We start from the raw sequence: 26,292 nt of genomic DNA, 5'->3' as shown, positions 1-26,292 counted from the left end.
ATTGTCATCCTGTCCAAAGGACTCCTGTGGAGAGCCTGTCGAAGGACCTGTTTAAATGCCCTTCAAAGCATTTCGACAAACTCAACGTGACAAGTTCGAATGAAATCAGAACTTATGATACAACCTCTTTTTCATTTGTTCTTTGTTTCTTGTACTATGTTGCTTGCTATTACACTAGCACTATGCTCCTTAGCTCGCTAATTCAAATTGTTGTATGCCCAAAACTGCTTGCATTCGTTCAATTTCTAAACGTTCTTTATATTCAATTGGCGATTTTCCTATTATTTTTTTGAACATCCTAGAGAAATAGAATGGATCGTCATATCCTACTTTTTGAGCAATCTCTTTTACAATGAGATTGCTTTTAGTTAACAGTTGACAAGCATTTTGAATTTTTAACCTAATAAAGTAATCAATTGGAGAAAGGCCAGTTTTTTGCTTAAATAGCGTCGAATAATGCGATGAAGAATAATTAAATTCCTTCGCAATACTTTCAACTGTAAGTGACCTGTGAAGATTTTCTTTCATAAATGAAATGGATTGTTCCAATTGATCTTCATCCTTTTTTACGTTTCTGCTCTCCTTATTTAAGAATATTAATAAAGTAATTAAATGATATAAATTAAGATTGGCATAACCGATATTCTCTAAAGCGAAGCCATCAGCAAGACAAGAAAAAATCTTCTGAAACGCCTCGGGAATTTGATTACTAGAAAATAGCGGAGATGGCTTTTCAAACTGTTGTAAGTCTAAACTGTTTTTTAACTCGTCAGCCATAAGACCACTAAAACGCAACCATTGAATGCTCCAAAGGCTGTTCGGATCCGACTGAAAACTATGAAACTGAGTTGGTGATAAAATCATGAACTGATCGGCTTCCATTGGAAAGATTTCATTTCGCGTTTCACAATGCCCTTTTCCATTTTGGCAATAAACCAAGACATAATCAGGGCAGCTACTTTCGCTTAATCTGTAACGATTGTTAGCGTTAATAAAAAATCCGATTTCAGTAATGTAAAGCGCATTTTTGAAAAATTTGTTCTTAACGAGCTCTTGCATTACAGCTTTAGGGACGGTAATTTGGTTTTTTTCAAAGAAGTCATCTTCGGGGTTGATATTCTCCATGGTTTGGTTAATGAGGTTTGGTCGAATTAATAATACCCTAAATACGTGCTTTGATCACGAAAGAAATAAAAACTGACCATTACAAAACCACTACAAAACCACCAAATGATGTCATTTCACACTAATATTAGCACTACAAGATGATTAATAAAGAGAAATGAACGCTGAAGGTCTTGTTTTAGAGAATTTTCATTGAATATTGTTGGCTGTCCCATCCTGTTAAAATACTGTAAGTTAATGGTACTTATCCGACAGGTATTAAGCCTAGAGGTCGTAAACAATTTAAGAATAAGATAGTATCTAAGCTTGCAGATTTTGATGTACTGATGCCTGTTCCAATTGCGATAAGAATGTCACGAGATTCGTATCAGTCCCAGTTAAATTTAACTTTTTACGTAAACGGGTTCGTGCTATCTCAATTGATTTGGGACTAATGTTGGTAATGGCAGAGATTTCTTTAGTCGTTAGGTTTAGTTTTAAGAAAGCGCATAACCTTAATTCACTCGGACTAAGATCTGGGAATTTTTCGTTTAAAGTATTAAAGAAGTCGTTGTGAACATGCTGGAATCTAAGCTTAAATTCTTTCAAAAGCTCCGGTTGTAAATTGGATTGGAGATCAGTAATCACCTTTTGAACCTGTTGCTGTGATTCAGTGTTCATATTGCTTTTGATATCGACTAACTTTTCAGAGATTACATCGATCAGTTCGTTCTTTTGGACCAAATGTAATACTTGTGTGGTAAGCTCCTTGTCCTTTAATTCAATATCCTTTTCCAGATTTTGTTTTTCTAATTTTAAATGATTCTGCTCCAAATGTAGTCTTTTGGCCTTGTTTTTTTGTAGGAAGAAAAGAAGAGAAATAATGGCTAATGAAAGAACCAATGTAATGCCTATAAGCCAACTATACAGGTCTTTTTCACGTTGTTTGATCTTTTGTTGGTTTTGCACTCTGTCAAATTCAAATTGCATTTCCAACTGCGTTATTTTCCGAGTTCTGGCTTCGTTGAATAGACTGTCGTTAGCATTTTTATGAACTTCGATGGATTGTAAGGCGTCCTTGTATTTCCCTTGCTGCTTGTAAATATTGTACAGATAAAAAGAGGCCTGACTAATGACGCTTAGTGAGCCGGAGTCATTCTTTGTGGAGGTAATTTTTTTAAAATACTGTTCTGCGATAGCAAAGTTTTTTATACTATAATAATATTGGCCAAGCCTGAAATTCGAAGTAGCTAATCCAGTCAAATCGTTGGTCTTCTTTCTTATTTCCATCGCTTCAAGGTAACGCTGGAGTGCTAAGTCATTTTTGCCAAGATGCTGGTATACTTGTCCTTGATTATTTAGAATATTCGCAATATTCCCTTGATCATTTATTTGTTTGCTTAATTTAATAGCTTCATTTAAATAGACCATCGCCTTGCTATACTCTTTTATTTCTTTGTAAAGACTGCCGATATTATTAAGTACGCCTGCTTTTCTCGCGAAGTTAAGTTTGGTTTTTGCCTTCAGGTAGTCAAGCGCTTTAGTATATTTGGCAATGCCATTTTTGTAATCACTTTTGAAGACATAAATATTACCTGAGTTCACGTATGCAGAAACAAGCACATCTGGATCTGTATCCTTTTGGGCATTATTGATAACCTTAAAATAGTACTGGAGAGATTTTGGGAAGTTCTCCAAGTATAGATAGACAGTAGCTAAGTTTAGATTTGCCTTGTTTATCAGTGAATCCGATTTATTAATATTGGCTAGCTCCACCAATTCTTCTGCATAAGTTAATGCTAAAGCTGGGTTGGTTTTTGTATTTAATTTAATTAATTCCACTGTTATTTTAAACTGTTCCTCAACAGTGTTTGCTAATTTAAGTTGTGTTTTTAAGCTATCTTTTTTTGAGTTTTGTGCATTAGTGTTTAAAAAAAACAGCAAAGCGCACACGATAAAAACAATAGGTTTGTTTAATGAAATCTTCTTTTTTTTAGCTTGGAACGAACGAATTAAAAAGGTAACGATCACCGGATTGCGTTTTATAATTATAAAAGTACAAATCTTAAACGTATTTATTGCTCTGATTGAAACAATACTTCAGGTTCTTGCGAAACGCTTAATTATTTTTCAAAGCTACAGAGGTAGCTTGTCGAAATTAGATAAATGATTCTTTATTCGTGAAACTTCTAACAACCCGACAATTAAAGGAACAGAAATACACTATTGCAACCATAGGTTTATTGCTTTAATGTTGTTATTTTTAAGCTTGAACATAACAGATTTGGCAAAAAACTTGCGCCATATTTCACTGCCCATCCTGTCAAAAATGATTAAACAAATTGGCATCGTTTCTCTAAATTGTAACCTTGCAATTCACAACAAGCATCTGGTGGCGTCTTCTCGTAATTAATATAAATAATTATTTGTAAACAAACGTTTGTGCGGTGTTAGATGCTTTCTTTAATTTAGGTATTCATAGTTTAGGGGCAAGACAACTAACCAAATTTGTATTAAGCGCACAATAGATTTTTAATGTGTTAAAAGTTACGCCAATGCAGACCAAAATACATCAGTTTAATGAGGGTTTTGTGAATAATCAGTGGCGTAGCTGCTTTAAGTTTGGTATGAGTGCCTTAGACGATTGGAGCTTAAAACTACTTGATGCCAGTTCTATAATACAGCAAAGTTTTACGAACAATTTATTTAACCACAATTAAAACCCTTATATTTTGAACAGTAGCAAACCAAGCCAGCTCGCCCACCTACTAATTGGACTAGCTGTTTCATTGAACAGTTTTTCCTTAAGTGCTCAGGTAAAAAAAGATAACCTGCCCACGGGGGATGTAAAAACAACCCTAAACTGGCCACTCTCAACTATGCCTGGAAAGGCAAAGTCCAGTTTAATGAACAATCAGCTTACCTTAAGTAATCAATTAATTAAAGCAGATTGGTCCATTAAGAATGGTTCCTTGCAATTGATTAGTTTCACTGATTTGAAAAACGGCAAAACGCTCAACTTTGGTGGGATTTCTGCATACGGATTTGAAACCATTTCTTCAGGTATATTCAATGCAGGCGATTTTGTGGTGACTTCAAGGCCTCAGCTTGTTGCGTTGATGCCCAATGCAAAAGGCCCAAGAGTGGCAGATGGTATTGCAGGTAAGGCAATTCGCCTGACCTTGTTCAACCAAAAATCAAGAATTGTAATTAATTGGCAGGCAGAACTCCGTGATGGATCAAATTACATTAGGCAGGTATTTGCCATCAGTAGCAAAAAGGAGCTTGTCGATACAATTTCCGGGATATCGATGTTTCGTTTGCCAATTAAATATTTGCCTGCCAATTCTCTAGGAACTGTTCCGGGATCTCCATACAGCATCCCGTCCACGACTATTCTGGCAGCAATTGAACAGCCTGCCTATATAGCCAAAAGCGATCCGGGAGCCGAAAATGTAACTACACTTTTTATGCCCACGACATTATCGTTGAGCGCAACCGACCATTACCAAATTAGTACTATGATAGGTGTGTTTCCTGAACAACAGCGCCGCAGGACATTTCAGTATTACCTGGAACGGGAACGGGCTTCACCTTTTAGGCAATATTTGCATTACAATTCCTGGTATGACTTGGGCGGAGATCTTTCAGAAGAAAAGCTAATCAAGACGGCAAGAGCCTATCAAGCAGAATTGGTGCAAGAGCGAGGGATTAAATTGGATGGATTTGTGTTGGATGACGGATGGGACGATCCAAGTGTAGATCTGTGGAGCCCTGATCAAAAGAGATTTAACAATGGTTTTTCTGATTTGCAAAAAAAACTGGGCGATATTAAGATTGGTTTGTGGGTGTCGCCTTATGGAGGCTATGGCGGAAAAAAAGAACGTCTTGCTTGGGCCATTAAAAAAGGCGCATTACCAAAAAATGCTACCACTTTTGATATGGGCAATATAGGGTATTACAATCTATACAAACAAATCTGTGCAGATTTTATGGATAAATATGCAATCAATTATTTTAAATGGGATAATGCCGCACCATATGAAAACAGTGGAAGAACGTTTGGTAACTTAAAATCAACAGGACATTTTATGCGTTTATGCCAAGTTGCACAAGAACTGCATGCTAAAAACCCCAAATTGTTTATCAATACAACTGTGGGAACCTGGCCGTCCCCATTCTGGCTTAATTTCGTGGACTGTACGTGGCGTATGGGTGGAGCAGATGTCAGTTGGATTGGGAAGGGCGACAACAGGGAACGGGGTATGAATTACCGTGATGGGGAGATGTATAAAATGGTTGTGGAAAGGGCACCCTTATACCCAATTAATAGCATGATGGTGCACGGGGTAGTTCTAGGCCACTACTATCAGGCAAAAAAGACATCGGAAGCAGGCAATAACATGACCAATGAGTTTCGCAGTTATTTTGCACTAGGTACAAATTTACAGGAACTCTATTTATCGCCCGATTTGATGAATAAGAAGGCGTGGGACGACTTGGCAGAATGCATTAGATGGAGTAAGAAAAATGTTGGTACTTTAATCGACACCCATTGGGTACTAGGCGATCCAAATAAAGGTGAGCCTTATTGCTATGCCTCATGGCAAGACAATAAAGCAGTACTGTGTATGCGTAACCCAAGTGATCAGGAGCAAAAAATTACCATTGATATAGAAAATGCCTTTGAGTTACCTCCAAATGCGGCCAGGAAATATCAATTAAGGTCACCATACCAAGATCAGCGTATTAAAGCTATGGAAGCCACAGCGGGTAAACCTATAACTTTTGTATTGCAGCCTTTTGAGGTATTGGTATTTGATGCAGTAGCAAATGGGGTAAAGTGATTTTGACGAACAAACACAGAAAAGATACATAGCTGAAATCAAGTCTCTTAGAAACAGGACTGGAGCTTATAATAATTGGTTGCTATTTACGGCAATAGAAGAAGCTTGGCTATTAAGTGTTGGTGAAGAATTTTGTCCATTTTGTGATGGACTTAAGAAAGAATATGGTATAGAATATCAAAAAGCGCAGGTATATAACCTGCTAGGGGAAGTTGGGATTACTTTTGAAAAGAAACTTGGGCTGACAAGTAAAGTGTAGTTTTTTAATATACTTTCACCAAAAGTGACGAAGAACCAATTTCAGCGAAATCTCCAGTCTAACACCTATATTCTTTTTTTAAGTATTTGTTTTAAAAAAAAAAGGAAACACCACATTGTCGTGTTTCCTTAAGTGTAAGAGTAGAAAAGATCGCACAGTCGAATAACGATTTGATTTTTGGCGAAAATATTGTTGAAAATAAAAGCAAAGTTTTGCAGGATAGCTATAGGTTTACTGCTTGGCACAACCGTTGCATGGGTTGTTCTCAAAGTACCTCAATGCAAATTATCGCCCTATTGTGGTGGATAGCCCGCACTAATAAAAGCAATTTTTCTCTCCTAGATCTTCCCATGTACCAGATGCCGCTTTAAATTGCAATTTGAACCCTTTTTTGACATTTTGATCTTTTAAATAATATATGGTGAGTGGGTGATATCCTTCATCGAGTGTGACGCTCTTTTGGATAACTTCGCCAGTTTTATAATCAAAATCTGCATCGAGTAGATTAAACTGATGAAGCTTGACAAATGCGCTGTTATCTGAAATAAGCTTAAAAGTATATAATCCTCTTTTTGGTATTTTGATATAGGTTTTATACATAATCATCCCTTTGGCCGTTTTAATTTGAACAGGTGATTTGGTAGCTCCGGATTGATCAGCACGTTGAGCGTTTAATGATGGTATAAATGGAAAATCTCCTTTAAAAAATGACCATTTTAAACCTTTCTTCGCGTTTTTAGGCAAATCTATACCAGGTACCGGTGTATTATCATAAGGGCGGGATGCGTCTGGATCTGAAATTCTTAGCTGCAATACCTTCGCTTTCATGTTAGCTTGCAGCTTCTCGAAACCGTCCTGACCTGCCAGATTATTTTTTTCCTTTGGATCTTTTACTACGTTATAAATTTCAAACTGATCATCAGCTGATTTGATATCATACCGTACCCCTACAAAATCTCCCATTCTGATGAGCTGCATCTGATTACGTTTTCTGCCGGCATGCCCAGGTTCGAATTGATCGAAGCCTGGTGTATTGCCAGCCTCAAAATATTCACTGTATACCAAAGCTTTGTCCTGCTTTCCGATATTCGTCAATGAAGGAAGCAGGGAGACACCAGTAGTTCTTACAGGTGCAAAGGTTTTAGCGGCTCCTGCAAAGGTGGGCAGCCAGTCCGAGAGCATTGAGGGAGTGTTTACAACTTTGCCAGCAGGAATGCGCTTTGGCCAAACCACTAGGGCGGGCATACGCACCCCACCTTCCCAACAATCACGTTTTATACCATCAAAGGGGCCATAGCTACTGAAAAAAGTCGGTTTAACAGCTACAAAAGATTTTGGAAGATAAGATTCTATCGATGGGCCGTTGTCGGAGGTGAAAACAATTAGTGTATTATCATCAATTTTTAAATCTGATAGTAGCTTTCTGATATCGCCAACTGCATCATCCAGACGCCTTACCGCTGTTGCATATCTTTTATAGGTATCTGGCCATGGAACCTTCGGGGTATTTGGGTCTTTATCATCATCGTAAGTAGCATCTGCATAATCAGGATGGACATAACTATCAACATCTCCAGAGGCGGTATTGATCATCTTTCCCTTTTGACCGGTCCATTGCAGTCCTCCCTTTAGTCCCCCGCCTGTTGGATACCCTTGTGTCGGCAGTTCGAGTACTGCATGTGGTGCATCGTAAGCCAGATACATAAAAAAAGATTTTTTGTTCTGGTTCTTCTGCTCAAAATTTATAATGAAATCCTTTGCTTTTGCAGTCCATAAATCGGTAGTATAACACTTTTGTAACCCTTCGGAAACTTCTTTGTAGTTGGCCCAAATTTCTTTTTTGCCTCTATATGTACCTTCCACAGGATAGTGTTCATGTCCGTCTGCATGACGCATATATCCAAAGTAATCATCAAAACCTCTTTTTAAAGGATGGGCGGGCCAGTTTGGTTTTTGTTTTTCATCGGTTCCCTGTAAACCCCATTTCCCGATGGCAACAGTGGCATAACCTGCATTTTTTAATACCGTTGCTATCGTGTGGTTGTTTTCCAGAGCCTTATCGAATTGATTGTCCCGCACACTGGCATTGGCCTGGTTTACTCCGGTCATTAAAGATGCCCTTGATGGAGCACATACTGGGGCATTGGCATATTGCTGAGTTAATATGGCTCCTGATTTTGCCATTTGATCTAAATGGGGTGATAACAAAGCCGGAAGGCTTTTGACCTCTGGTTTTGAAATAGGACGCCGAGATCGCCATAGCCAAGGTCATCTACCAAAATGTAGATGATATTTGGTTTTTGCTGAGCATAAAGATCCACATTGAAAGAGAAAAAGGAGATAAAAAAGAAACTGAAGATCAGGATTTTGCTTTTACGGTTTTTCATATTTTAAAATAAAGGAACGAAAATAAAAAGGATTATAAATGTATGGGGAAAATTACCGCCCTAAATTTTAATGGGCGGTAATTACTGATAGTTGGGTTATTTCCATCCTGGATTTTGCACGATTTTTGGATTGAGAACAATTTGGTTCGATGGAACCGGGTATAGGTAATAACCTGAGTTCGATTGCATAACAACTACAAGTGATAACAACCTAAGTGCCGATTTTATTGATAACCGCATCGTGCTGTACATGCCGGAGAAAATGGTGGAAGAACTGGTCAATACAGATAAGGTAGGATTTAGTAACCTTAGCGGGCCTGTTAGTTTGCTGATAGAAAAGGACTTTACCTGCCTGGATAATGTAGAAGAAGACCAAAGCGACAATTACCCCAATCCCCATTTAAATAGTTAAGGTATGGAGAACGATAAAAAAGAACCTGCTGCAGAGAATCCCTATAAATTGTTAGGCCTTAAACTAACACCCGTGAAAACATGGGCCGCTGGCATACCGGCAGTAGTGGCCGCTTTCGGGGACCTAATTGAAGAAAAAACACTTTTAAGAGGCACCAGGGCATTATTTAAAATGAATCAGGCAGGCGGTTTCGACTGCCCGAGCTGTGCCTGGCCGGATCCGGATGATGAACGGTCTCCATTGGGAGAATATTGTGAAAATGGCGCAAAGGCGCTTGCCGAAGAGGCTACAACCAAAAGGGTTACTGCCGAATTTTTTAAGAAAAATTCTGTTTTTGACCTGGCAAAACTGGATGATTTCACCATAGGAAAAATGGGACGGTTAACCGAGCCAATGTACCTGCCACAGGGGGGCACCCACTATCAACCTATCACCTGGGATGATGCATTCTCAAAAATTGCAGCCCATCTGAATGCATTGGAAACCCCAGATGAGGCGACATTTTATACCTCGGGAAGAACGAGTAATGAAGCATCATTTCTTTACCAGTTATTTGCAAAAGAATATGGGACCAACAATATGCCCGATTGCTCCAATATGTGCCATGAAACATCAGGTACTGCACTACGCCCAACAATTGGTATTGGAAAGGGAACCGTAAAGCTCGAAGATTTCTACGATACCGATGTAGTAGTGATCGTCGGCCAGAATCCGGGGACCAATGCACCGAGGATGATGAGTGCCCTCGCAAAATGTAAAAAGAATGGTGGTAAGATTATTGCCATAAACCCCTTGCCTGAAGCGGGATTAATGGGGTTCCGTAACCCTCAGGAGGTAAGTGGTGTGCTAGGGAATGGCGGAAAACTCGCTGATATTTACCTGCCTGTAAAAATAAATGGCGATATGGCCCTTTTAAAAGCGATTGAACTGCTTCTGCTTGAATTTGAAAGGAAATCTCCAGGGGCGGTATTCGATCATGATTTTATCGCCGAAAAAACAGTTGGCTATGGCGCTTTTATCAAACAGTTCGAAACCTATAAGTTAGCAGAACTTGCAAAGGAATCTGGTGTTTCTACTGCGTTGATTTACGATGCTGCACAAATGCTGGCATTTAAAAAATGAATTATTATCTGCTGGGGAATGGGGATCACACAGCAGCCCAATGGTGTAGATATGATTAAGGAAATGCTCAACATCTTGTTGTTAAAAGGTAGTATTGGTAAGCCCGGGGCAGGTGTTTGTCCTGTTCGTGGACACAGTAATGTTCAGGGAAACAGGACCATGATGATTGATGAAAAACCTACAGATGCTCAACTAGACCGTCTTCAGGATTTTTATGGCTTTAATCCTCCCCGTAAACATGGCTATGATGTGGTGAGGACAATAAAAGCCATGCATGAAGGAAAACTCAAAGTCTTATTCTGCTTGGGAGGGAACTTTCTATCTGCAACACCAGATACAAACTATACCGCCAATGCGGTACGAAAACTTAATTTAATCGTTTCTGTATCTACAAAACTGAACCGTAGCCACCTGGTTCATGGAAAGGAATCCATCATACTGCCAACACTATCCCGGAGCGATATTGATATGGTAAATGGTGTGCATCAGTTTATCACTACAGAAAACTCGATGGGGGTAGTGCAGTCATCAAAGGGAATGCTGAAACCGGTATCAGACAATCTAATTAATGAAACACAGATTGTATGCCGTATGGCGATGGCAACTTTAGGCGATAAATCGGTCATCAACTGGAAACGTTACGCAGAAAGTTACGATGCTGTAAGGGACGACATCGAAAAATGTATCCCCGGTTTGAAAACTACAATGAAAAGGTTAGGCGTAAAGAAGGATTTTATCTGCCTAATCTCGCAAGGGACGGGAAATTTATTACAAAGGATTTTGGAGAAAAAGCACCGTTTACATTAACCAGCCTGCCTGAAAATAATCTAGAAGATGGAGAATATATGATGGCTACAACTCGTACACACGACCAGTTTAATACCACCATCTATGGGCTTGATGACCGGTACCGGGGCATAAAGAATGAACGTAGGGTAGTGTTTATGAACCAGAATGACATTGATGGTGCAGGGTTGAAAGCTGGCGATAAAGTAGATTTATTCAACTATGATGATGGAATAGAGCGGATAGCACCATTGTTTATTATTGTTTCCTATCAGATTCCTGAAAAAAATGCGGTTACCTACTTCCCGGAAACAAATGTCCTGGTAGGGATCAACAATGTAGTGAAAGAAAGCAATATGCCCGCATCGAAATATGTAAAGATCAGGATTAAAAAACATGACCCCGGGATATATGAAAGAGTGAAAAAACTGGAACAGACTGTTCAGCTATAAACTGAAAATAGACAGGAGCGACCACGTTATAAATTTTGCGTTATTTACATTTCGTCTTTCAACTGATGATCCATTTCGCTGCAGGCTGATTGCATGGTGTTTCAGAGGCGAGGCCTTTTTTATGTCTCATCTTCTAGCTAAAATTTAACTGCTTTCCTTTATCTTTGCCGCGAATTTAATATTCCCAATTGTGATTAATGTAAACAATATCTCCGTTTCATTTGGCGGAACCACCCTTTTTAGCGACGTAACCTTTTCGATAAACGAGAACGATAAAATCGCCTTAATGGGTAAAAATGGTGCAGGCAAGTCGACCATTCTAAAAATCATTGCTGATGTAGCTAAGCCTACATCTGGTAGCGTAACAGGTCCGAAAGAAGCTGTGATTGCGTATTTGCCACAACATTTGCTTACTCATGACAATGTTACTGTTTTTGAGGAAACCATGAAAGCTTTTGCAGCGGTAAACCAGATGCAAAAAGAGCTTGATGAGCTGAATGAACAACTGACTATCCGTACCGATTACGAAAGTGACGATTATATGAAGCTTATCGAGCGGGTATCTGAATTAAGTGAGCAATTTTATTCTATCGAAGAAACCAATTACGATGCAGAAGTAGAGAAAGTATTAAAAGGTTTGGGTTTCGAGCGTAAAGACTTTACCCGCCAAACTTCTGAGTTTTCGGGTGGATGGCGCATGCGTATCGAGTTGGCCAAAATTTTATTAAAGAAACCTGATCTTATCTTACTGGATGAGCCTACCAACCACATGGATATCGAAAGTATTCAATGGTTGGAAGATTTTCTGATCAATTCGGCAAAAGCCGTGATGGTAATCTCGCACGATCGTACCTTTGTAGATAACATTACCAATCGTACTATTGAGGTAACCATGGGCAGAATATATGATTATAAAGCCAAATACACCCATTACCTCCAGCTGCGTGCCGAGCGTCGTGTACACCAGTTGAAAGCTTACGAAGAACAACAACGTTTTATTGCCGACAACCAGGAATTTATCGATCGCTTTAGAGGGACCTATTCTAAAACTTTACAGGTGCAATCGCGTGTAAAAATGCTCGAGAAACTTGAAGTAATTGAGATCGATGAAGTGGATAATTCAGCGTTGCGGTTAAAATTTCCACCGTCACCACGTTCAGGTCAGTATCCGGTAATGGTAGAAGAGCTGACTAAAACTTACGGCGATCATGTTGTTTTTGAAAAAGCATCTATGGTGATCGAACGAGGAGAAAAAGTGGCTTTTGTTGGTAAAAACGGCGAAGGTAAATCGACTATGATTAAAGCCATTATGGGTGAAATTGATTTCGAAGGTGGTTTAAAAGTAGGTCACAATGCTAAGATTGGCTATTTTGCGCAAAATCAGGCCGCATTATTGGATGAAAACCTAACGGTATTCGAAACCATTGATCAAATTCCGTTAAGCGACGGCTCAATAAAAATCAAAGACCTTTTAGGCGCCTTTATGTTTAGTGGCGATGATACCACAAAAAAGGTTAAGGTACTTTCTGGTGGCGAGAAAACCCGTTTGGCCATGATTAAATTGTTGTTAGAACCCGTAAATGTATTGATCCTGGATGAGCCAACCAATCATTTGGACATGAAGACCAAAGACATTATTAAAGATGCATTAAAAGATTTTGATGGTACCTTGATTTTGGTATCGCACGACCGTGATTTCTTAGATGGATTAGCACAAAAAGTGTTTGAATTTGGCAATAAACGCGTTCGTGAACACTTTGAAAATATTAAAGGGTTCTTAGCTTATAAGAAAATGAATAGCCTGAAGGAAATAGAGCAAAGTTAAACAAGCACCGCGGTCGTCAGTCTGTCCAAAGGACTCCTGTGGAGAGCGTAGTCGAAGACTTCTTAAGATTGATAAATCGCAAATAAATGCCCTTCGACTACACTACCATTGACAAGACTCCCATGGAATGATCGTCATCTCGACCGAAGCACTGCGGAGTGTTCCAAAGGAACTCCTTCGGAGGAGAGATCTTTGAACTATGTTATTGAAGTCAAATTTAAAGATCTCTCCGCTACGGTCGAGATGACGATACTTCTAATCAACTCACCTCTTTAAAATTCTTCAGTCTTAATATTCATTTTTATACCATAAATTATCCCTCAGGGTGACATCTTTTGCGATTTATCTCTTAACTTAATGAGATTGACAAAATTATTGGCCAGCATGATTTACTTTTAAAGCCCAAGCTCCTATCATTTATTGAACTGAGGATGGAACAAGAGCAACAATTTCTTCTTCTGTGACTCCCACCTGGCTAACATCTGTTTGGGTGGCAGCAAAACGATCGATAGTCAAATTTGGTGCTTTGCCCATAACCAGCGTATGGCGATTGGTATTGCCTTTGAGTTTTAATGTACTTTTGTCGAGAATTTCAGTATATAGGCCCTCACTACTGGTATTGATGTCGGCAAAGGCATTTCCCTTAAGAATGATCTGAAGAAATTTAGGGCTGAGCTTTGCTTCTGTTTTTACAACAGCATTTTGATCAGCCTCAATGCGGTAAATATCATTTACATAAATAACAAGTTTACATTTTTCATTATCGATATCGGTAATGCGTAGCACCTCGCCCTGCTGGATAACTTTCACATTTCCAGTGTTATCATCTGCAAAAGATATTCCAATCGCGGGCCGCTGTACCAGCATCACCTCTACATTTCCCTTTATCACAATCCTTCTAAAGTTTTGAATCTTGTAAAGCATCGTTGTGTTTTTTTCTGTAGCCCTTAAGTTGTTTGGAAGGGCAGCCGTTAAAGTAATTACTGCTAATGCAGTAACGATTAGCGTTTTAATTGAAGTTTTCATCGTGTTTTTTATTTAAATGTTAAAATTTATTAAGCTTATGGTGGTGCACTATTTAAAACCAGCTTGTACCAACATTATTCAGTTTCGTGGTTAACCAAGCGGGTGCCAAAAAGTAAATGTCACCTTAATCGCTTGGTAAGGGTTGTTTTTGCTTATTACCCGTTTAGGTATGTTCATTTCCGAACAGTAGTTGTGCGGCAGCGAACAGTTTTTACGTATTAGCAGGTAATTGCTGTTTCAATTGTTTATTAGGGCACATGTAAGATTATATTCATTATTTTAGTAAAAAGTTAAGGTATATTGAATCAGTCGTTTTGAATAGAAATCACGATGTCAGTAAAAATTAATCGGCAAACACAGCAGAAACTTCAGCAGTTATTGGTCATTATCCTGGCTTGGCCGATGGCTGGAATGGTAATTGCCATTTTTGAAGACCTTGTGCTGCATACCCGAAATTCTTTAGGGCCAGCGCCTGGTTATACCTTAATTTCTTCAATCCTATTAAATGCCGTTATTGGCCTTTTTGGAGCACTGCTGGGCGGGAGTTTGCTCGTGTTTTTTGTAAATGTAAAATATAACGATAAGCCCTATGGTTATACCCTCTTAATTGTAGCTGGATCGTTTTTAGGCGTTATTTTGATTGTGAACGAGATACTGAGCCTCTATGAACTGGGCGATTCGAAAAGATTTTTAAAAAACGGATTGGTATGGGCCTTTGTGGTTTCCATAACGCAGTTGCTGTTGCAGATAAACAGTAAGTTTGGGCAAGGTATTTTCTGGGATATTATCAGTGGAAAATACAATACACCTAAAGAAGAATCACGGATATTTATGTTTCTCGACTTAAATTCATCAACCTCCATCGCCGAAAGCCTCGGAGATAAAAAATACCACGAATTATTAAAAGATATCTTTATCGATATTACCAATCCTATTTTAGAAAATAGGGGAGAAATATACCAATATGTGGGCGACGAAGTAGTAATTGCCTGGCGTTATGATGAAGGATTAAGAAACAATAAATGCATCAATTGTTTTTTTGATATCAAAGCGCATCTGTTACTTCTGAAGGGTAAGTACATTGGAAAGTATGGTTTACTGCCTGCTTTTAAAGCAGGTATTCATTGCGGAAAGATTATAGCAGGCGAAGTGGGGATTATAAAACGCGATATTACCTACTCTGGAGATGTACTGAATACCACTTCAAGAATTCAGAATATGTGCAAGGAGTTTAACCAGGAGATGCTGGTATCGATAGCGCTAATTGAAGAACTACAGTTAACAGATCGTTATACCACGCAAATGTTAGGTGCAATTAAGCTCCGCGGAAAAGAAAAAGAAATGCAGCTCGTAGCTGTACAGCCTGTTTAATGCACCCCAAGCTTAGAATTGTATTTCCTGCTCATTTCACACTCCATAAAAACCGATCGATGAATATCTGTGTGATTGCCATACCAGAAGCATGACTGAATAGCAAATAGCTTTAAACCATAGAACATTTCATAAAATAATATACAAAAATTAATTATAGAATAGCCCTCGTATTTTGTCTTATTTCTCGTACTGTTAATATTTTTTTGATCGGTAATGCCGCTATTTATTTTTTTTTAAAGCATTCAGGCTTACTTAAAACGATTTATACGTGCTGTAGACGGTTATTATCTTTTATGATAATAATTTATCTGCACCTAGGCATTCAATATGGTAGTGTACCATATATTACCGATGCGATAGAAACGGTAGATGATTTGAAAAATCTGGCCAATTATCCTAAAATACCGTTTGATCAGCTCTTGGATAAATTAATTGCCTTTAACGAAAGCCTGCCTTATAAAGAACCTTATGCTTATCCTACAGGCACATCATTATTGGTAACCATTGATGGAAATTATACTCAAAAACTGTTTGCATCAAAGGCTTTCCTGCTGGGCGATCTTTACTTGTGGAAAGGCAATTATATTAAAGCAGCAGAAAATTATGCCAAGCTGATGAATGCTGAAAATGGCAATGCGAATGATAACTTTAGGTTTAACTTTTACAAAATCAATAACTCCGGTGATGTGGCTTATGCCAATTTAGCCGTTCTATTTAGTAGAAGTGGGCAAGATGCCAGTAGTTTGATAAACAGTTTAGATGCAGGCTGGCGGGCTATTTTTGCCTTGCCAACCACCTCGAGCCCATGGAGCACCGAGTGGTTATGGGCCATGCCTTATAATACCGCCTTTAAACCTGTAAACCCAATGATTGATTTGTGTTCGCCGCTTAAAAGCTATCAGATAAAACCTTCGCAGGCTATAAAAGACTTGTGGAATAGCCAGGTTACCACTAGCGGTGTTCCTTTCGATCCGAGGAGCAAATTATCGTTCAATGCTTCGGCCATGGGCGATGAAATTACCAAACTAACCGATAACGGCGGTAAGTGGGGCATTTACAGGGCGCCATTGTTACACCTTCGTTTTTCGGAGGCAGCCAATAGAGATGGACAGACCAAATTGGGCTGGGCATTGTTAAACACGGGGATCAGGAATACCTATTACGTAGGTACCATTACTGCCGGTGCACAGGCCCCGGTTTCGGTAGCTGAATTAAATACGATGATTACTCCTTATCCGCAAACCTCACCTTATTATTTCGATGCCAGAAAAAATAACGATGTTTCGGGTACCTGGTACCGTAACTGTGGCATTAGAGGTAGGGCAGTAGTAAACGCTATTGATATAAGTTACCAAACGGATATGATTGGCTTAGAAGGCAAATTAATTGATGAGGCCGCATTGGAACTTGCTTTTGAAGGTAACCGCTGGCCTGATTTGGTCCGTATTGCCCGCAGACAGAACAACCCAGCCTTTTTAGCAGATCGCATTTACCAAAAGCTGTTAAAAGCAGGTAACCCTAATGCAAGCCTCGCCAGGCAAAAATTAATGGATCCGGCCAATTGGTATTTGCCATTTGATTGGAAATAAAAGTTTGTAATGAAGCTGTATCGTACCTTAGATTAAATCTCCTCAGATTATCGTCATTGCGAGAAGGCTTTTTCAGCCGACGAAGCAATCTTACAACGATCGCTACCAGCGTGCGCATTAAGATTGCTTCGTTCCTCGCAATGACGACCTTTTTATGGTAGCCTGTCGAAGGACTAGGTTAAATAACCTTGGCAGGGCGTTTCGACAAGCTCTCCGTAGGAGTCCTTTGGACAACGTGACAATACGAATCGAAATTAACTTTATGATACAACCCTCTTATTGCTATTAAAAAGCTTCGAGGCCCAAAATCTGTGCCTTGTACGCTGCCGGGAGAATTAAGTTTCTTAACGGTTTGTTCACCCTCAGTTTCCTACTTATTTTGTATAAAGTAAGTATTGGTTTAATGGGTTTTCCTTCCCCCAGTTTAAGCAATTCATTCACTTTAGGTGGAACGATGAGTGCTTGTATTTTTCGCATTAATAAATACCTCAGCGCACCCAGGTGTTTTTTGTACTGATCATAAAGATCATGAGAAAAGCAGCTATAAATTAAATTTTCCTGTAGCTGTTGTTCATGCATCATCTGCCAGGCCGCAAAATTACCAGGAAGTCCATTTATTTTCATGCGGCATCCAACTTGATAGAAAGTAGTAAATATTTCTTCCTTTTCTGTTAAAGTGAGTTTTCTTTCCAGTACTTCGAAAGCACGGATTGAATAGTCAATCAGCATAAATAATACATCTCTATAGGCCCAATCTGGAATTTTAGCGTTTCTTCCAGCTTCAACATGCTGATGGATCATGGTAATCTGATCTATCGCTGCATTGGCTCCAGTTAAAGTGGAAAATACGATTTTTTGCGCATAAGCAACCGTAGAAAATAATCTTCCCAGCGGATCTTTAGGCAGTTTACCCGTAAAATACAACCAATCAACAGCTTTATTCAGGCTAAACTCTGCTGCGGCGCCAGCAAAAATAAAAAGAACAACATCTGTATTGCCCCATATTTTCCTTACGATAGAATGTTTGTCTACAAAGTCCATAATCCATAATGCTTTTCTAATATTTCAATTTTTTTGATGTTGATACGACATCGTATCAGCGGGATAATACCGATGATGCCGAAAGAACAGTCTATCATTTGCCAAAATACCGGAATGTGGCGGATACTCCCGGCAATTAACGCCAATGGAACAATCGCGATACAACAGATGATACCAAAGTCGATTATCCATTTGTTTTTGATAGGATCTTTTAGTGGGCCGATAAAAAGCACGGCCAGCATAATATGTGCAAAAGCCAGCCAATCGGTACCATAACTTAAAAATGGATAGTGCAGGTTGGTATTTTTAAGAGCTTTATAAACCGCTCCAAGCCAGATTTGTAGACTGCTTGGTAAAAATGCACTCTGTTTAACCAGATAGACCATTTCGGTTTCTAACGGAAAAGCTGTTAATCCGCTTATTGTCAGTCCTACAATGATTGTGCAGACGTATATTTTTGAATGTAGTCTTAATTTTTGTTCTTCCGTATTCATGACTTGCGAGTTAAATAATGTTGATTTGCAAGTAATTGTAAGCCTGCTGATAACACAGTAAAACCAAAAGACAACACTTTGTGCTAAAGCATTGAGGAGCTAGTAAGCTTGATGGGATAAATTGCTTCATATTTCTATGTTTTATAAAGTGCTTTGTGTTTCAAAGTAAATGTTAAAAATTGAATATTCCAAAAAAAAGTTAAAGATTTTGATAAGAACCTCGGTTTGATTATTAATATTGCTTTAAAGGTCTACTGAAGACATTTTTCGTTCATAGCCGTCACCCTGAATTTATTTCAGGGTCTATCTAGCAGGAAAGATGCTGACCACGAAGTAGCTATTAGGCCTTTTAAAACAATGAAAACTACTAATAAAATAAATTTAGCATGACGATCGCGTTAGTTTCACAGGCTTAAAATTAGTCAGTGTGAATAAATATTAACCGAACTGAGGTTAAGAGGATTTTTTTGTCTTGTAGTGAGATTGGAAATAGGGAGTCAGTTGCACTTAAAGATTGTGGAATAGTAGGTTATTTGCCATAGATTTGCACAAGGTAACTTTATGTTTTAAAAAGCAAAAGAGCCAGCATCGCGCTGGCGCTCTTGTTATCATTAACTAAACTAAATCAACGCAGTGCTGCTAGCAGTTGTTTCATTTGTTAGACAAATATCTGTCGCATTGACAATTAAAACGAAGGTGGCTGATAAATACGGGAAATGTCCTGTTGGATAGGCTTTTTCGGAATTTAATTCTGTTGGTAGTTTTAATTGTACTTTTTTCCAAAACTTCGTTCTTTTTTTTGTGCTTCGCCTAAGGGTTTAATGGAGCGTATTTTATATATTTGGATATTCATTATAAACTAAGCCTAGAAAAGAGATAAATAGACTACCACTATAATGGAATTATACAGCCCTGACCAAACAGACAGAGATATTTTAACACTATTACAAAAGGATGCAAGGCTAACCTATAAGGAATTGGCTGCTATGCTGCATCTTTCAAAATCGCCCATTCAGGAACGTGTAAAACGCTTAGAACGTTTAGGGTTTATTTCTTCGGTAGTGGCATTAATCGATCCCAATAAATTTGAGAACTGTATGATATCCTATTTACAGGTTCAGCTTACCAATCATTCGGTTAATACCTTCAAATTATTTCAGCAGGAGGTAAGTAAACTCGATGAAGTACTGGAATGTTACCATACTACAGGTGGCTTTGATTTTATGTTAAAAGTTGTTGCAAGAAATATGATCGCTTATAACGATTTTTTAATTAATAAATTCGGCCGTTTGGATAATATAGGTACCCTTAATAGCTCGCTTGTAATTACGCAGGCTAAACGCGAAACTGCTTTTCCTGTATAGAAAAATGATTAAACTTATAAGCAAAAAAGTACTCTGGATTTAAAGTCGGGGTGCTTTTTTTGTTTTATAACAGGGTATATTCTCTAAGGTGTGTTGCAGAAGTCAGATATTTGTTACGGATAAAATCCTCCTGAATATTTACTTTTGTTACGATATTGGGTATTCGTTTACGGTTTATTGATCATATCCACCAATATTTTAGAATTGAAATCAAATTAACACCATAATTAATCAACTATGTCGAATCGAAACAACGCAGCCGATACTACTGGAGCCTTAACAGATGCTGGGATAAGCCCAGATAAGAAAACATTTTTACAATCACTCACAGAAGATTGGTGGGCTGTTATATTGGGAACAATTATTATTGCCACTGTACTTTATTTAACCAACAATGGTACTGTAATAAGTTTACCTGCATTTAAATGGGCAACCAGTGAAGACCTTTTGGGTAAAATATTATCAGCATCCAACTTATTGTTAATTGTTGAAATGGGGGCAGTTTTTCTGGCCTTAGCTTCGGTAGCGATAGGTTTATCTGGAGGCAGTGTTGCGCGGTTTGCTGGCGGTTTTGCACTCATCTATTTTTTAGCTATCGTTTCTTTTATTATCGGAGGCAATAAAAGTGTATCCTATTTTGGGTTAGAATATGTGGTATTTGCACTGCTTATCGGTATCGCATTGGGCAACCTGATCAAGTTGCCATCTTGGCTAAAAGAAGCAGTACGGTCTGAGTTTTATATTAAAACAGGTTTGGTGATATTAGGAACCACTATTTTATCGGCCGATCTGATCAAAGCTGGTTTACCTGGTATAATACAGGCCGTTATTGTTGTTACCGTAGTTTGGTTTTTTTCGATGTGGCTAAGCCGCAAGTTAAAAGTAGATGATGAATTTGGTGTAATATTGGCCTCAGCCGTATCTATTTGTGGTGTTTCTGCAGCAATTGTTGCTGCAGGCGCTATTAATGGAGATAAACGTAAATTATCTTACGTAACCACGCTGGTATTGATTATGGCTATCCCGATGATGATTATTCTACCTTGGGCGGTAAAGTATTTTCATATACCTGAGGTGATTGGTGGGGCATGGCTGGGTGGTACCTTAGATACAACGGCAACCGTTACTGCTGCAGGCGATTTGGTTGGACCAATAGCCGTTAAAGCAGGTGTTATTGCCAAGTTTTCGCAAAATGTTTTTATTGGTGTTGCTGCCTTTTTTATAGCTATATGGTGGGCCTATAAAAAACCTAAAAGTGAAGATGGTATACCCTTCAAAGCAGAACGCCCGGGGTTGAAAATTGTGTGGGAGCGATTCCCGAAATTTGTACTGGGTTTTGTTGCAGCATCTTTAGTGTTTTCTTTTCTGTTATCTCCCACAACTGCAAAAAGTGTTGGACCAACCTTAAACGGCTTACGTACAGTGTGGTTTGCAATCGCTTTTATTTCAATCGGTATGGAAGCTAAATTTTCATCACTGGTAAAACTTCAGGGCGGTAAACCCGCATTTACATTTGTTACAGCACAAATATTTAACATATTCTGGACCCTCTTATGGTCGTATGTTTTATTTGGCGGATATCTATTTCCTATACCTGATTTTAAATAGGTGAGGAATTGGGTTTTACGCTATCATTCACAGATTCCTATAGGAAGGTCGTCATTGCGAGGAACGAAGATAACCGAACGATTGAGCTCATGAATGCCTTTAAAAACATATGCAAAAATGAATAATCTTAATGCGCAAGACGCCTTTACCCCAAAAACGTTGCAGTAGAAATGCCGCTATTATACCAACACAGCTAGATTGTCGACGAACTGGATTTAAAAACTGCCCAATGGCAGAAGTTATTTTTGTATCCGATCAATATGACCTTCTGTTTGTTCAGTTTTCTTCGGAATCTGTGATTTTGCTGATACAAAACTTAATGATTAGATTTTATATTCTCTTTAAGGGAGAATTCTTTGACATTCACCAGCAAGTTGTTCAGTTAATTAGGAGAAGGGGAGCTTGAGACTTCATTTTTTGACCAAACCGTTTAAATAACAATATGAGAAGTACAAAATTTAGTTATCTGGCTTTTTTTATCTGCCTGGTCTATATCGGTTTTTGTGGTTTTGTTTCTGAACAGGTATATCCGCGTTTAGGGATTGTATCTGGTTTAGCACAGGATAGTTTAGCTTATGCCTCTGGTTTTAAAATGATTAGCGAATCTGTTCCGAAGATGCTTTCACCTGCATTAACAGATGATCAGTTTCGTGCCAACGTGATAAAGGTTAAAGCTGCAAAATGTAAAGTATTAACCTGTAACCTTTTCTATCCGGCGAGTATAAAAATAGCTGGCCCAGAGGTAGATGAAGCGAAGGTTTTAACTTATACCGAAACTGTTCTTTCAAGAGCTCAACAAGCAGGGATCAAGTTTATTGTTTTGGGTAGCTTGGGTGCAAGGAGCATTCCGGCTGATTATAATGTCGTTAAGGCAAAATCAGATTTTATTAGCCTGGGCAAAAAACTAGCGCAAATTGCCGGGAAATATAAGGTTACAATTTTGCTGGAAAATCTCGAAACCACCGAAACTAACTTCATCACCTCGTTAAAGTCAGCTGCAGAAATTGTAAGGGAGATTGATCATCCAAATTTCAGGCTTAATGCTGATATATTTCACATGATGCGTGAAGGAGAGTCCCCAAATGAAATTATTGTGGCCGGAACATTAATTGCATTTTCTGAGGTTGCCGAAAAACAAAACAGGTCGTTGCCAGGTGTTATGGGCGACGATTTTAAGCCTTATTTAAGAGCCTTGCACAAAATAAACTATAATGGTTTCATCTTTATGGAAGGAAGTATCAAAAATGCTACTGTAGAAATGCCGCTTGCTTTCAAATATCTTTCTGCTCAGATTGCAGAAGTGTATTCTGAAAAGAAAGCAGATTAATTATTGTTCTTTTCTATTGAAATAAGATATATAAATGCTGTTATTTCGACAATAATACCGGCAATTGCACATTTGATTTTTCTGCAGCCTTATCAATATTTGGTAAACGCATTTTTGCAACGTTGGTCTCGACGGTTAAAGATGGATTTTCACTTTTAGTAAATGCAGCTATGTCTCTTACAGTGCTCGATAACATTTTAAGTGTAAGCATAAATTGACGGTCGATATTCCTGATCTTCTGAAAATCTACATTTGGATTAAAATGTTCGGTATTCGACCGCTCACTTTGATTAAACTGGATGCTGTCTAAAAGAACCAATTTGCCTGTAATCTGGTTCAATGCTTCGTCCGAAAGATTTAGTCCTTGTATGCCTATTACCCTATTGTTTTTTATATAATAATCTAATCCATTAAAGCTAATGAGGGTTAAGTTATTCCTGTTGATGATGTATTCTGCCTTTGGAAGGCTATTTTTCGAACGGTTTTTATTATATGCACTGCGCTGAGCAGCTAAACGTTCAATCATATCGTTTCCGTTCAATCTATCTGCATTTTCGAAAATATCAGCTTGTTTTGTTGGCTTGTTTTGAGCAAGAACATGAATTGATAAGCAAGATAATGTGGTAATTAAAAAAAATATTAGAGCGGGTGATTTGATACTTTTCATGCCGCAAAGATACATGTATAATTGCTAAAATTAAATTTTTTGTATGTTTGGTATTACGTTTTTAAGGTGTTTTTTATTTTTTTTAATGATAAAAGTCAATTTTTTATTTAACAGGTATTTAATAATTAAAAAACACGCGCAATTCTTTGGCTTAGCAGATTGAATTTTTATGGAGAAGAATTCGCAATTAAGTTTTTAATTCTGTGCTTTTTTGTGCTTAAGAAATAGTTCTATACTTTTGGTTTCGCGATACATAGTATTACCTCATTATTGATGATCGAACTCGACTTTTTCTTTAATCTGCCTAATGGCGATATCATGCATTTTCAGCTTATCCAGCTTTCGAGAGGTGAGCTGTGGACTGTTCTTGACCATAAACAGGTATTGGGAAGGATAGCAAAAGAAGATGGAAAGTGGAAAACATTGCTAGGCGGTTCCTTATCTGAAGAGCTTATACAAAACATCGGACTGTTTATTGATCGACAGCAATATCAAAATTTGCCTATCGAGATTAAATTGAGATGGCCAAAGCTTATTGAGGAAATTATAGTGAATTCAGATGCTGAATATATTGTAGTCTGCAAGCCCTTTGTAAATTTCAGATCATTTGAAAAAATGTTTGAAAAATTTGTACCTGCCATGATAAAGGATGAGTGGGCAATCAATTTTAAAGTTTACAGCCACGATTTTGGCGAAGATTTTATAAAGAAACTTAGCCGCAAGGAAGAAAAATCCAGTTATCAACCTATTCAGAAATGGTAATCTTGTATTGGAAGCAGGGATTCTGCTTCATGTTAAATTTCAATTATTTAAAATATCACATATAATTTCCTTTATTCGATTTAGTATTGGCCTCAAAGTTTAATTGAGGTGCTGCTAAGATGTTAATTCTGCAGTGTTAACTAAATGTATTTTTGTTGCAGCAAGTCCTCTTGCTGTAAGCTCTATCAAAAGAAATTTCATCATTAAGCCTGATTTCTTCCTGGAGTTCCATTAAAAAGAATTGAATTTTCTGTTCATTTTCATCTTTAATAATGCCATGTCCACTATTTTGATCTACATAGCATATTGTACCCTTTCTCATTTTTTATCTGTTTTGTTAAGATTTACACTTAATTCTTCAATGAAGATTTATTTAAATATTAGAACGTCAATTATGAAGGTTTAATGTGGTAATAATTTTGTTATATTAAGTTGGGGAAATCGATAATATTTCTAGATGAAGGGTTTCTTGTTGGGCCAATTTAATTGCTAAAGAGGGATAGTTTGTTCAGCTTTTTTATCTTCTGATTCTATTATTAATGCATTTAAGGAAATACTTATGCTTAAAATATAGAAGCCTTCTTCGTCAATTCCTGCAGTTATTTCGGCATTTTGGTGATAAGCGTATTTTAATCGGTTACGGATATTGTCCATTCCTGAGCCAAAGCCTACCTTGCTTTGTACTAATCTGGGTAAATTTCGGCTTTCGATACGCAGTTTGTCATCAAAGGTATAAACATCTATAGTGGCCTTATTTTCTATGTCATTAAGATTCCCGTGTTTAAACATATTTTCCAAAATCGTAAGTAAAACAAGCGGAATTAATTTGATTTCATCAAGATCAGGACCGCTAGCAAGCTCAATATAAATTGCACCTTGCGTAATGCGATGTAAACCAATCAGGTTTTCGCATTGTGCAATTTCTTCACTTAAATATACATAGCCTTCATTGTGTTGGGTATTGGCTGCAAAACGCATCATATCAGAAAGATAAAGCATTACCTTGGCATCTTCTGGCGAGTAGGTGCTTAGTTTCTGGTGTACAAACTCAAATGTATTAAAAAGCAGATGTGGATTAATCTGTGCTTTCATGAAAGCATTCTTAGACATGGCTAGTTCCTTATCCATTTTTTCCTTATCAATAAGCATTTGAAAACGCTGTTTTTCAATACGGGATTTTTCTGCTTTTTCTTTGATGAACCGCTTTAAGAAATAATAACCTGTAGAAAAAAGAAGAAAAAATGAACCCCTATAAAGTACCCTGGATATTCTGATCCTAAAACTTGGCAATTTCCCCGGTAAAATATTGGTATAAGTATTTAATAGAATATCAACTACGGTAACTATGCCCAAATAGGCCAAGATTGCGAGGATAACTACCAGAGGAACCTTCCATACCGCTCCGCTAGGGAACTCTGTGGCTTTTTCTATCAGTAAAGGATAGGTGTAAAATAAGGTCATATTAATCAAGTAGTGAATAGCGTAGTTGCCGAACGTTCCTAAGATACCTGCAAAATAAAGCACCATCAGCGTTTCCCAAATGATAAATACAGTCCATGCAATTATGTGTATCCGGTAAGTATACAGCCAGTTTCGCAACATGCTGTTGCTCCATTTTAAACTATTCATAAAGACTTATTTACTATTTGTGTAACGATTAAAGTTATAGCGTGCTATCGCAGCTAGTTTTCGAAAAAAAACAATTATGAAAACTCAAAGATTAGCTAAAAGAACGCTTTTTGTATTTAAAAAAAAATATAGTGGAAAAATAAATGAACGAACAAGTATTTCCGAACCAACTACTTCAGGAGTTACCACCACTTCCGGAATAGTTTAATACTATTTA

24 protein-coding genes and 1 pseudogene are annotated in these 26,292 nt (G+C 37.9%); 15 read left to right on the top strand and 10 right to left on the bottom strand.

The genetic code is table 11. From position 1 onward, the window contains the following. Window positions 1-189 precede the first annotated feature (189 nt). Both AW17_RS10500 and AW17_RS10495 read right to left on the bottom strand, forming a co-directional pair. Window positions 190-1,125, bottom strand: coding sequence for an AraC family transcriptional regulator (locus tag AW17_RS10500; protein WP_051691758.1), 936 nt, complete (start codon window positions 1,123-1,125; stop codon window positions 190-192). A 300-nt stretch (window positions 1,126-1,425) separates the two neighbouring features. Next, the gene (locus AW17_RS10495; RefSeq protein WP_083488678.1) at window positions 1,426-3,135 is read right to left on the bottom strand and encodes a tetratricopeptide repeat protein; all 1,710 of its coding nucleotides are present in this window, start codon (window positions 3,133-3,135) and stop codon (window positions 1,426-1,428) included. A gap of 524 nt (window positions 3,136-3,659) precedes the next feature. Between AW17_RS10495 and AW17_RS24155 the strand changes: the two genes are divergently transcribed. The 3 genes and pseudogenes from AW17_RS24155 to AW17_RS10480 all read left to right on the top strand — a co-directional run. After that, the gene (locus AW17_RS24155; RefSeq protein ID WP_157280261.1) at window positions 3,660-3,824 is read left to right on the top strand and encodes a hypothetical protein; all 165 of its coding nucleotides are present in this window, start codon (window positions 3,660-3,662) and stop codon (window positions 3,822-3,824) included. A 12-nt stretch (window positions 3,825-3,836) separates the two neighbouring features. Then, window positions 3,837-5,951: an alpha-galactosidase gene (locus AW17_RS10485; RefSeq protein ID WP_029276159.1), complete on the top strand. Its 2,115-nt coding sequence runs from the start codon at window positions 3,837-3,839 to the stop codon at window positions 5,949-5,951. A 13-nt stretch (window positions 5,952-5,964) separates the two neighbouring features. Further along, window positions 5,965-6,210: pseudogene (locus AW17_RS10480) on the top strand (DUF2264 domain-containing protein); the annotation flags it as partial. A 315-nt stretch (window positions 6,211-6,525) separates the two neighbouring features. Here the strand turns inward: AW17_RS10480 and AW17_RS10475 are convergent. Together AW17_RS10475 and AW17_RS25375 are read right to left on the bottom strand one after the other, a co-directional pair. After that, on the bottom strand, window positions 6,526-8,394 hold the full coding sequence (locus tag AW17_RS10475; protein WP_051691757.1) for a sulfatase-like hydrolase/transferase: 1,869 nt from the start codon (window positions 8,392-8,394) through the stop codon (window positions 6,526-6,528). Window positions 8,395-8,693: 299 nt separating this feature from the next. After that, complete coding sequence (locus tag AW17_RS25375) at window positions 8,694-8,786, bottom strand: RagB/SusD family nutrient uptake outer membrane protein (protein WP_425339093.1); 93 nt, start codon at window positions 8,784-8,786, stop codon at window positions 8,694-8,696. Here AW17_RS25375 and AW17_RS24145 point away from each other — a divergent pair. The 5 genes from AW17_RS24145 to abc-f all read left to right on the top strand — a co-directional run bounded on the left by AW17_RS24145 (window position 8,785) and on the right by abc-f (window position 13,194). Next, on the top strand, window positions 8,785-9,009 hold the full coding sequence (locus AW17_RS24145; RefSeq protein WP_425339092.1) for a DUF7009 family protein: 225 nt from the start codon (window positions 8,785-8,787) through the stop codon (window positions 9,007-9,009). The two genes, AW17_RS25375 and AW17_RS24145, sit on opposite strands and share 2 nt — an antisense overlap. A 3-nt stretch (window positions 9,010-9,012) precedes the next feature. After that, window positions 9,013-10,131, top strand: a complete 1,119-nt coding sequence (locus AW17_RS25260) for a molybdopterin-dependent oxidoreductase (RefSeq protein ID WP_209444231.1) — start codon at window positions 9,013-9,015, stop codon at window positions 10,129-10,131. A gap of 18 nt (window positions 10,132-10,149) precedes the next feature. Then, a complete protein-coding gene (locus AW17_RS25255; protein ID WP_209444229.1) occupies window positions 10,150-10,938 on the top strand; it encodes a molybdopterin-dependent oxidoreductase in 789 nt (262 codons plus the stop codon). A 38-nt stretch (window positions 10,939-10,976) separates the two neighbouring features. Next, window positions 10,977-11,369, top strand: a complete 393-nt coding sequence (locus AW17_RS24620; RefSeq protein WP_209444227.1) for a molybdopterin dinucleotide binding domain-containing protein — start codon at window positions 10,977-10,979, stop codon at window positions 11,367-11,369. A 190-nt stretch (window positions 11,370-11,559) separates the two neighbouring features. After that, window positions 11,560-13,194 (top strand): ribosomal protection-like ABC-F family protein, encoded by a 1,635-nt coding sequence (abc-f, locus tag AW17_RS10460; protein ID WP_029276154.1) that lies wholly within the window; start codon window positions 11,560-11,562, stop codon window positions 13,192-13,194. A gap of 417 nt (window positions 13,195-13,611) precedes the next feature. Here abc-f and AW17_RS10455 read toward each other — a convergent pair whose 3' ends face one another. Beyond that, complete coding sequence (locus AW17_RS10455) at window positions 13,612-14,220, bottom strand: GIN domain-containing protein (protein ID WP_029276152.1); 609 nt, start codon at window positions 14,218-14,220, stop codon at window positions 13,612-13,614. Between the two features lie 330 nt (window positions 14,221-14,550). On the opposite strand from AW17_RS10455, the gene AW17_RS10450 reads away from it, so the two are divergent. Next, a complete protein-coding gene (locus tag AW17_RS10450; protein WP_209444225.1) occupies window positions 14,551-15,591 on the top strand; it encodes an adenylate/guanylate cyclase domain-containing protein in 1,041 nt (346 codons plus the stop codon). 296 nt (window positions 15,592-15,887) lie between these two features. Further along, window positions 15,888-17,183, top strand: coding sequence for a RagB/SusD family nutrient uptake outer membrane protein (locus AW17_RS10445; protein WP_051691755.1), 1,296 nt, complete (start codon window positions 15,888-15,890; stop codon window positions 17,181-17,183). 285 nt (window positions 17,184-17,468) lie between these two features. Here AW17_RS10445 and AW17_RS10440 read toward each other — a convergent pair whose 3' ends face one another. Further along, the gene (locus tag AW17_RS10440; RefSeq protein WP_029276147.1) at window positions 17,469-18,224 is read right to left on the bottom strand and encodes an oxygenase MpaB family protein; all 756 of its coding nucleotides are present in this window, start codon (window positions 18,222-18,224) and stop codon (window positions 17,469-17,471) included. Then, entirely contained in the window at window positions 18,212-18,718 is a 507-nt protein-coding gene (locus AW17_RS10435) for a hypothetical protein (protein WP_029276146.1), read from the bottom strand. The genes AW17_RS10440 and AW17_RS10435 overlap by 13 nt, the downstream gene beginning before the upstream one ends. An 896-nt stretch (window positions 18,719-19,614) precedes the next feature. Here AW17_RS10435 and AW17_RS10430 point away from each other — a divergent pair. The 3 genes from AW17_RS10430 to AW17_RS10415 all read left to right on the top strand — a co-directional run bounded on the left by AW17_RS10430 (window position 19,615) and on the right by AW17_RS10415 (window position 23,017). Next, complete coding sequence (locus AW17_RS10430) at window positions 19,615-20,082, top strand: Lrp/AsnC family transcriptional regulator (RefSeq protein ID WP_029276144.1); 468 nt, start codon at window positions 19,615-19,617, stop codon at window positions 20,080-20,082. Window positions 20,083-20,319: 237 nt separating this feature from the next. Continuing rightward, window positions 20,320-21,690 carry a YeiH family protein gene (locus AW17_RS10425; protein WP_051691754.1) on the top strand — a complete coding sequence of 457 codons (1,371 nt, stop codon included), beginning with the start codon at window positions 20,320-20,322 and terminating at the stop codon, window positions 21,688-21,690. A gap of 442 nt (window positions 21,691-22,132) precedes the next feature. Next, window positions 22,133-23,017 carry a sugar phosphate isomerase/epimerase family protein gene (locus AW17_RS10415; RefSeq protein WP_029276140.1) on the top strand — a complete coding sequence of 295 codons (885 nt, stop codon included), beginning with the start codon at window positions 22,133-22,135 and terminating at the stop codon, window positions 23,015-23,017. Between the two features lie 40 nt (window positions 23,018-23,057). Here AW17_RS10415 and AW17_RS10410 read toward each other — a convergent pair whose 3' ends face one another. Beyond that, window positions 23,058-23,684: a hypothetical protein gene (locus tag AW17_RS10410; protein ID WP_029276139.1), complete on the bottom strand. Its 627-nt coding sequence runs from the start codon at window positions 23,682-23,684 to the stop codon at window positions 23,058-23,060. Window positions 23,685-23,957: 273 nt separating this feature from the next. Here AW17_RS10410 and AW17_RS10405 point away from each other — a divergent pair, with 273 nt between their 5' ends. Further along, window positions 23,958-24,446, top strand: coding sequence for a hypothetical protein (locus tag AW17_RS10405; RefSeq protein ID WP_029276137.1), 489 nt, complete (start codon window positions 23,958-23,960; stop codon window positions 24,444-24,446). Window positions 24,447-24,582: 136 nt separating this feature from the next. On the opposite strand, the gene AW17_RS10400 is transcribed toward AW17_RS10405, so the two are convergent. After that, entirely contained in the window at window positions 24,583-24,768 is a 186-nt protein-coding gene (locus tag AW17_RS10400) for a hypothetical protein (protein WP_029276136.1), read from the bottom strand. Window positions 24,769-24,935: 167 nt separating this feature from the next. Then, a complete protein-coding gene (locus AW17_RS10395; RefSeq protein ID WP_029276134.1) occupies window positions 24,936-26,075 on the bottom strand; it encodes a sensor histidine kinase in 1,140 nt (379 codons plus the stop codon). Window positions 26,076-26,151: 76 nt separating this feature from the next. On the opposite strand from AW17_RS10395, the gene AW17_RS25120 reads away from it, so the two are divergent. Then, on the top strand, window positions 26,152-26,283 hold the full coding sequence (locus AW17_RS25120; RefSeq protein ID WP_280739961.1) for a hypothetical protein: 132 nt from the start codon (window positions 26,152-26,154) through the stop codon (window positions 26,281-26,283). Window positions 26,284-26,292: the final 9 nt, after the last annotated feature.

This window comes from Pedobacter borealis DSM 19626 (genome assembly GCF_000708285.2).
Taxonomy (GTDB): domain Bacteria; phylum Bacteroidota; class Bacteroidia; order Sphingobacteriales; family Sphingobacteriaceae; genus Pedobacter; species Pedobacter borealis.
The sequence above is the reverse complement of the archived record's forward strand: the minus strand, read 5'-3'. Positions and strand labels throughout refer to the sequence as shown.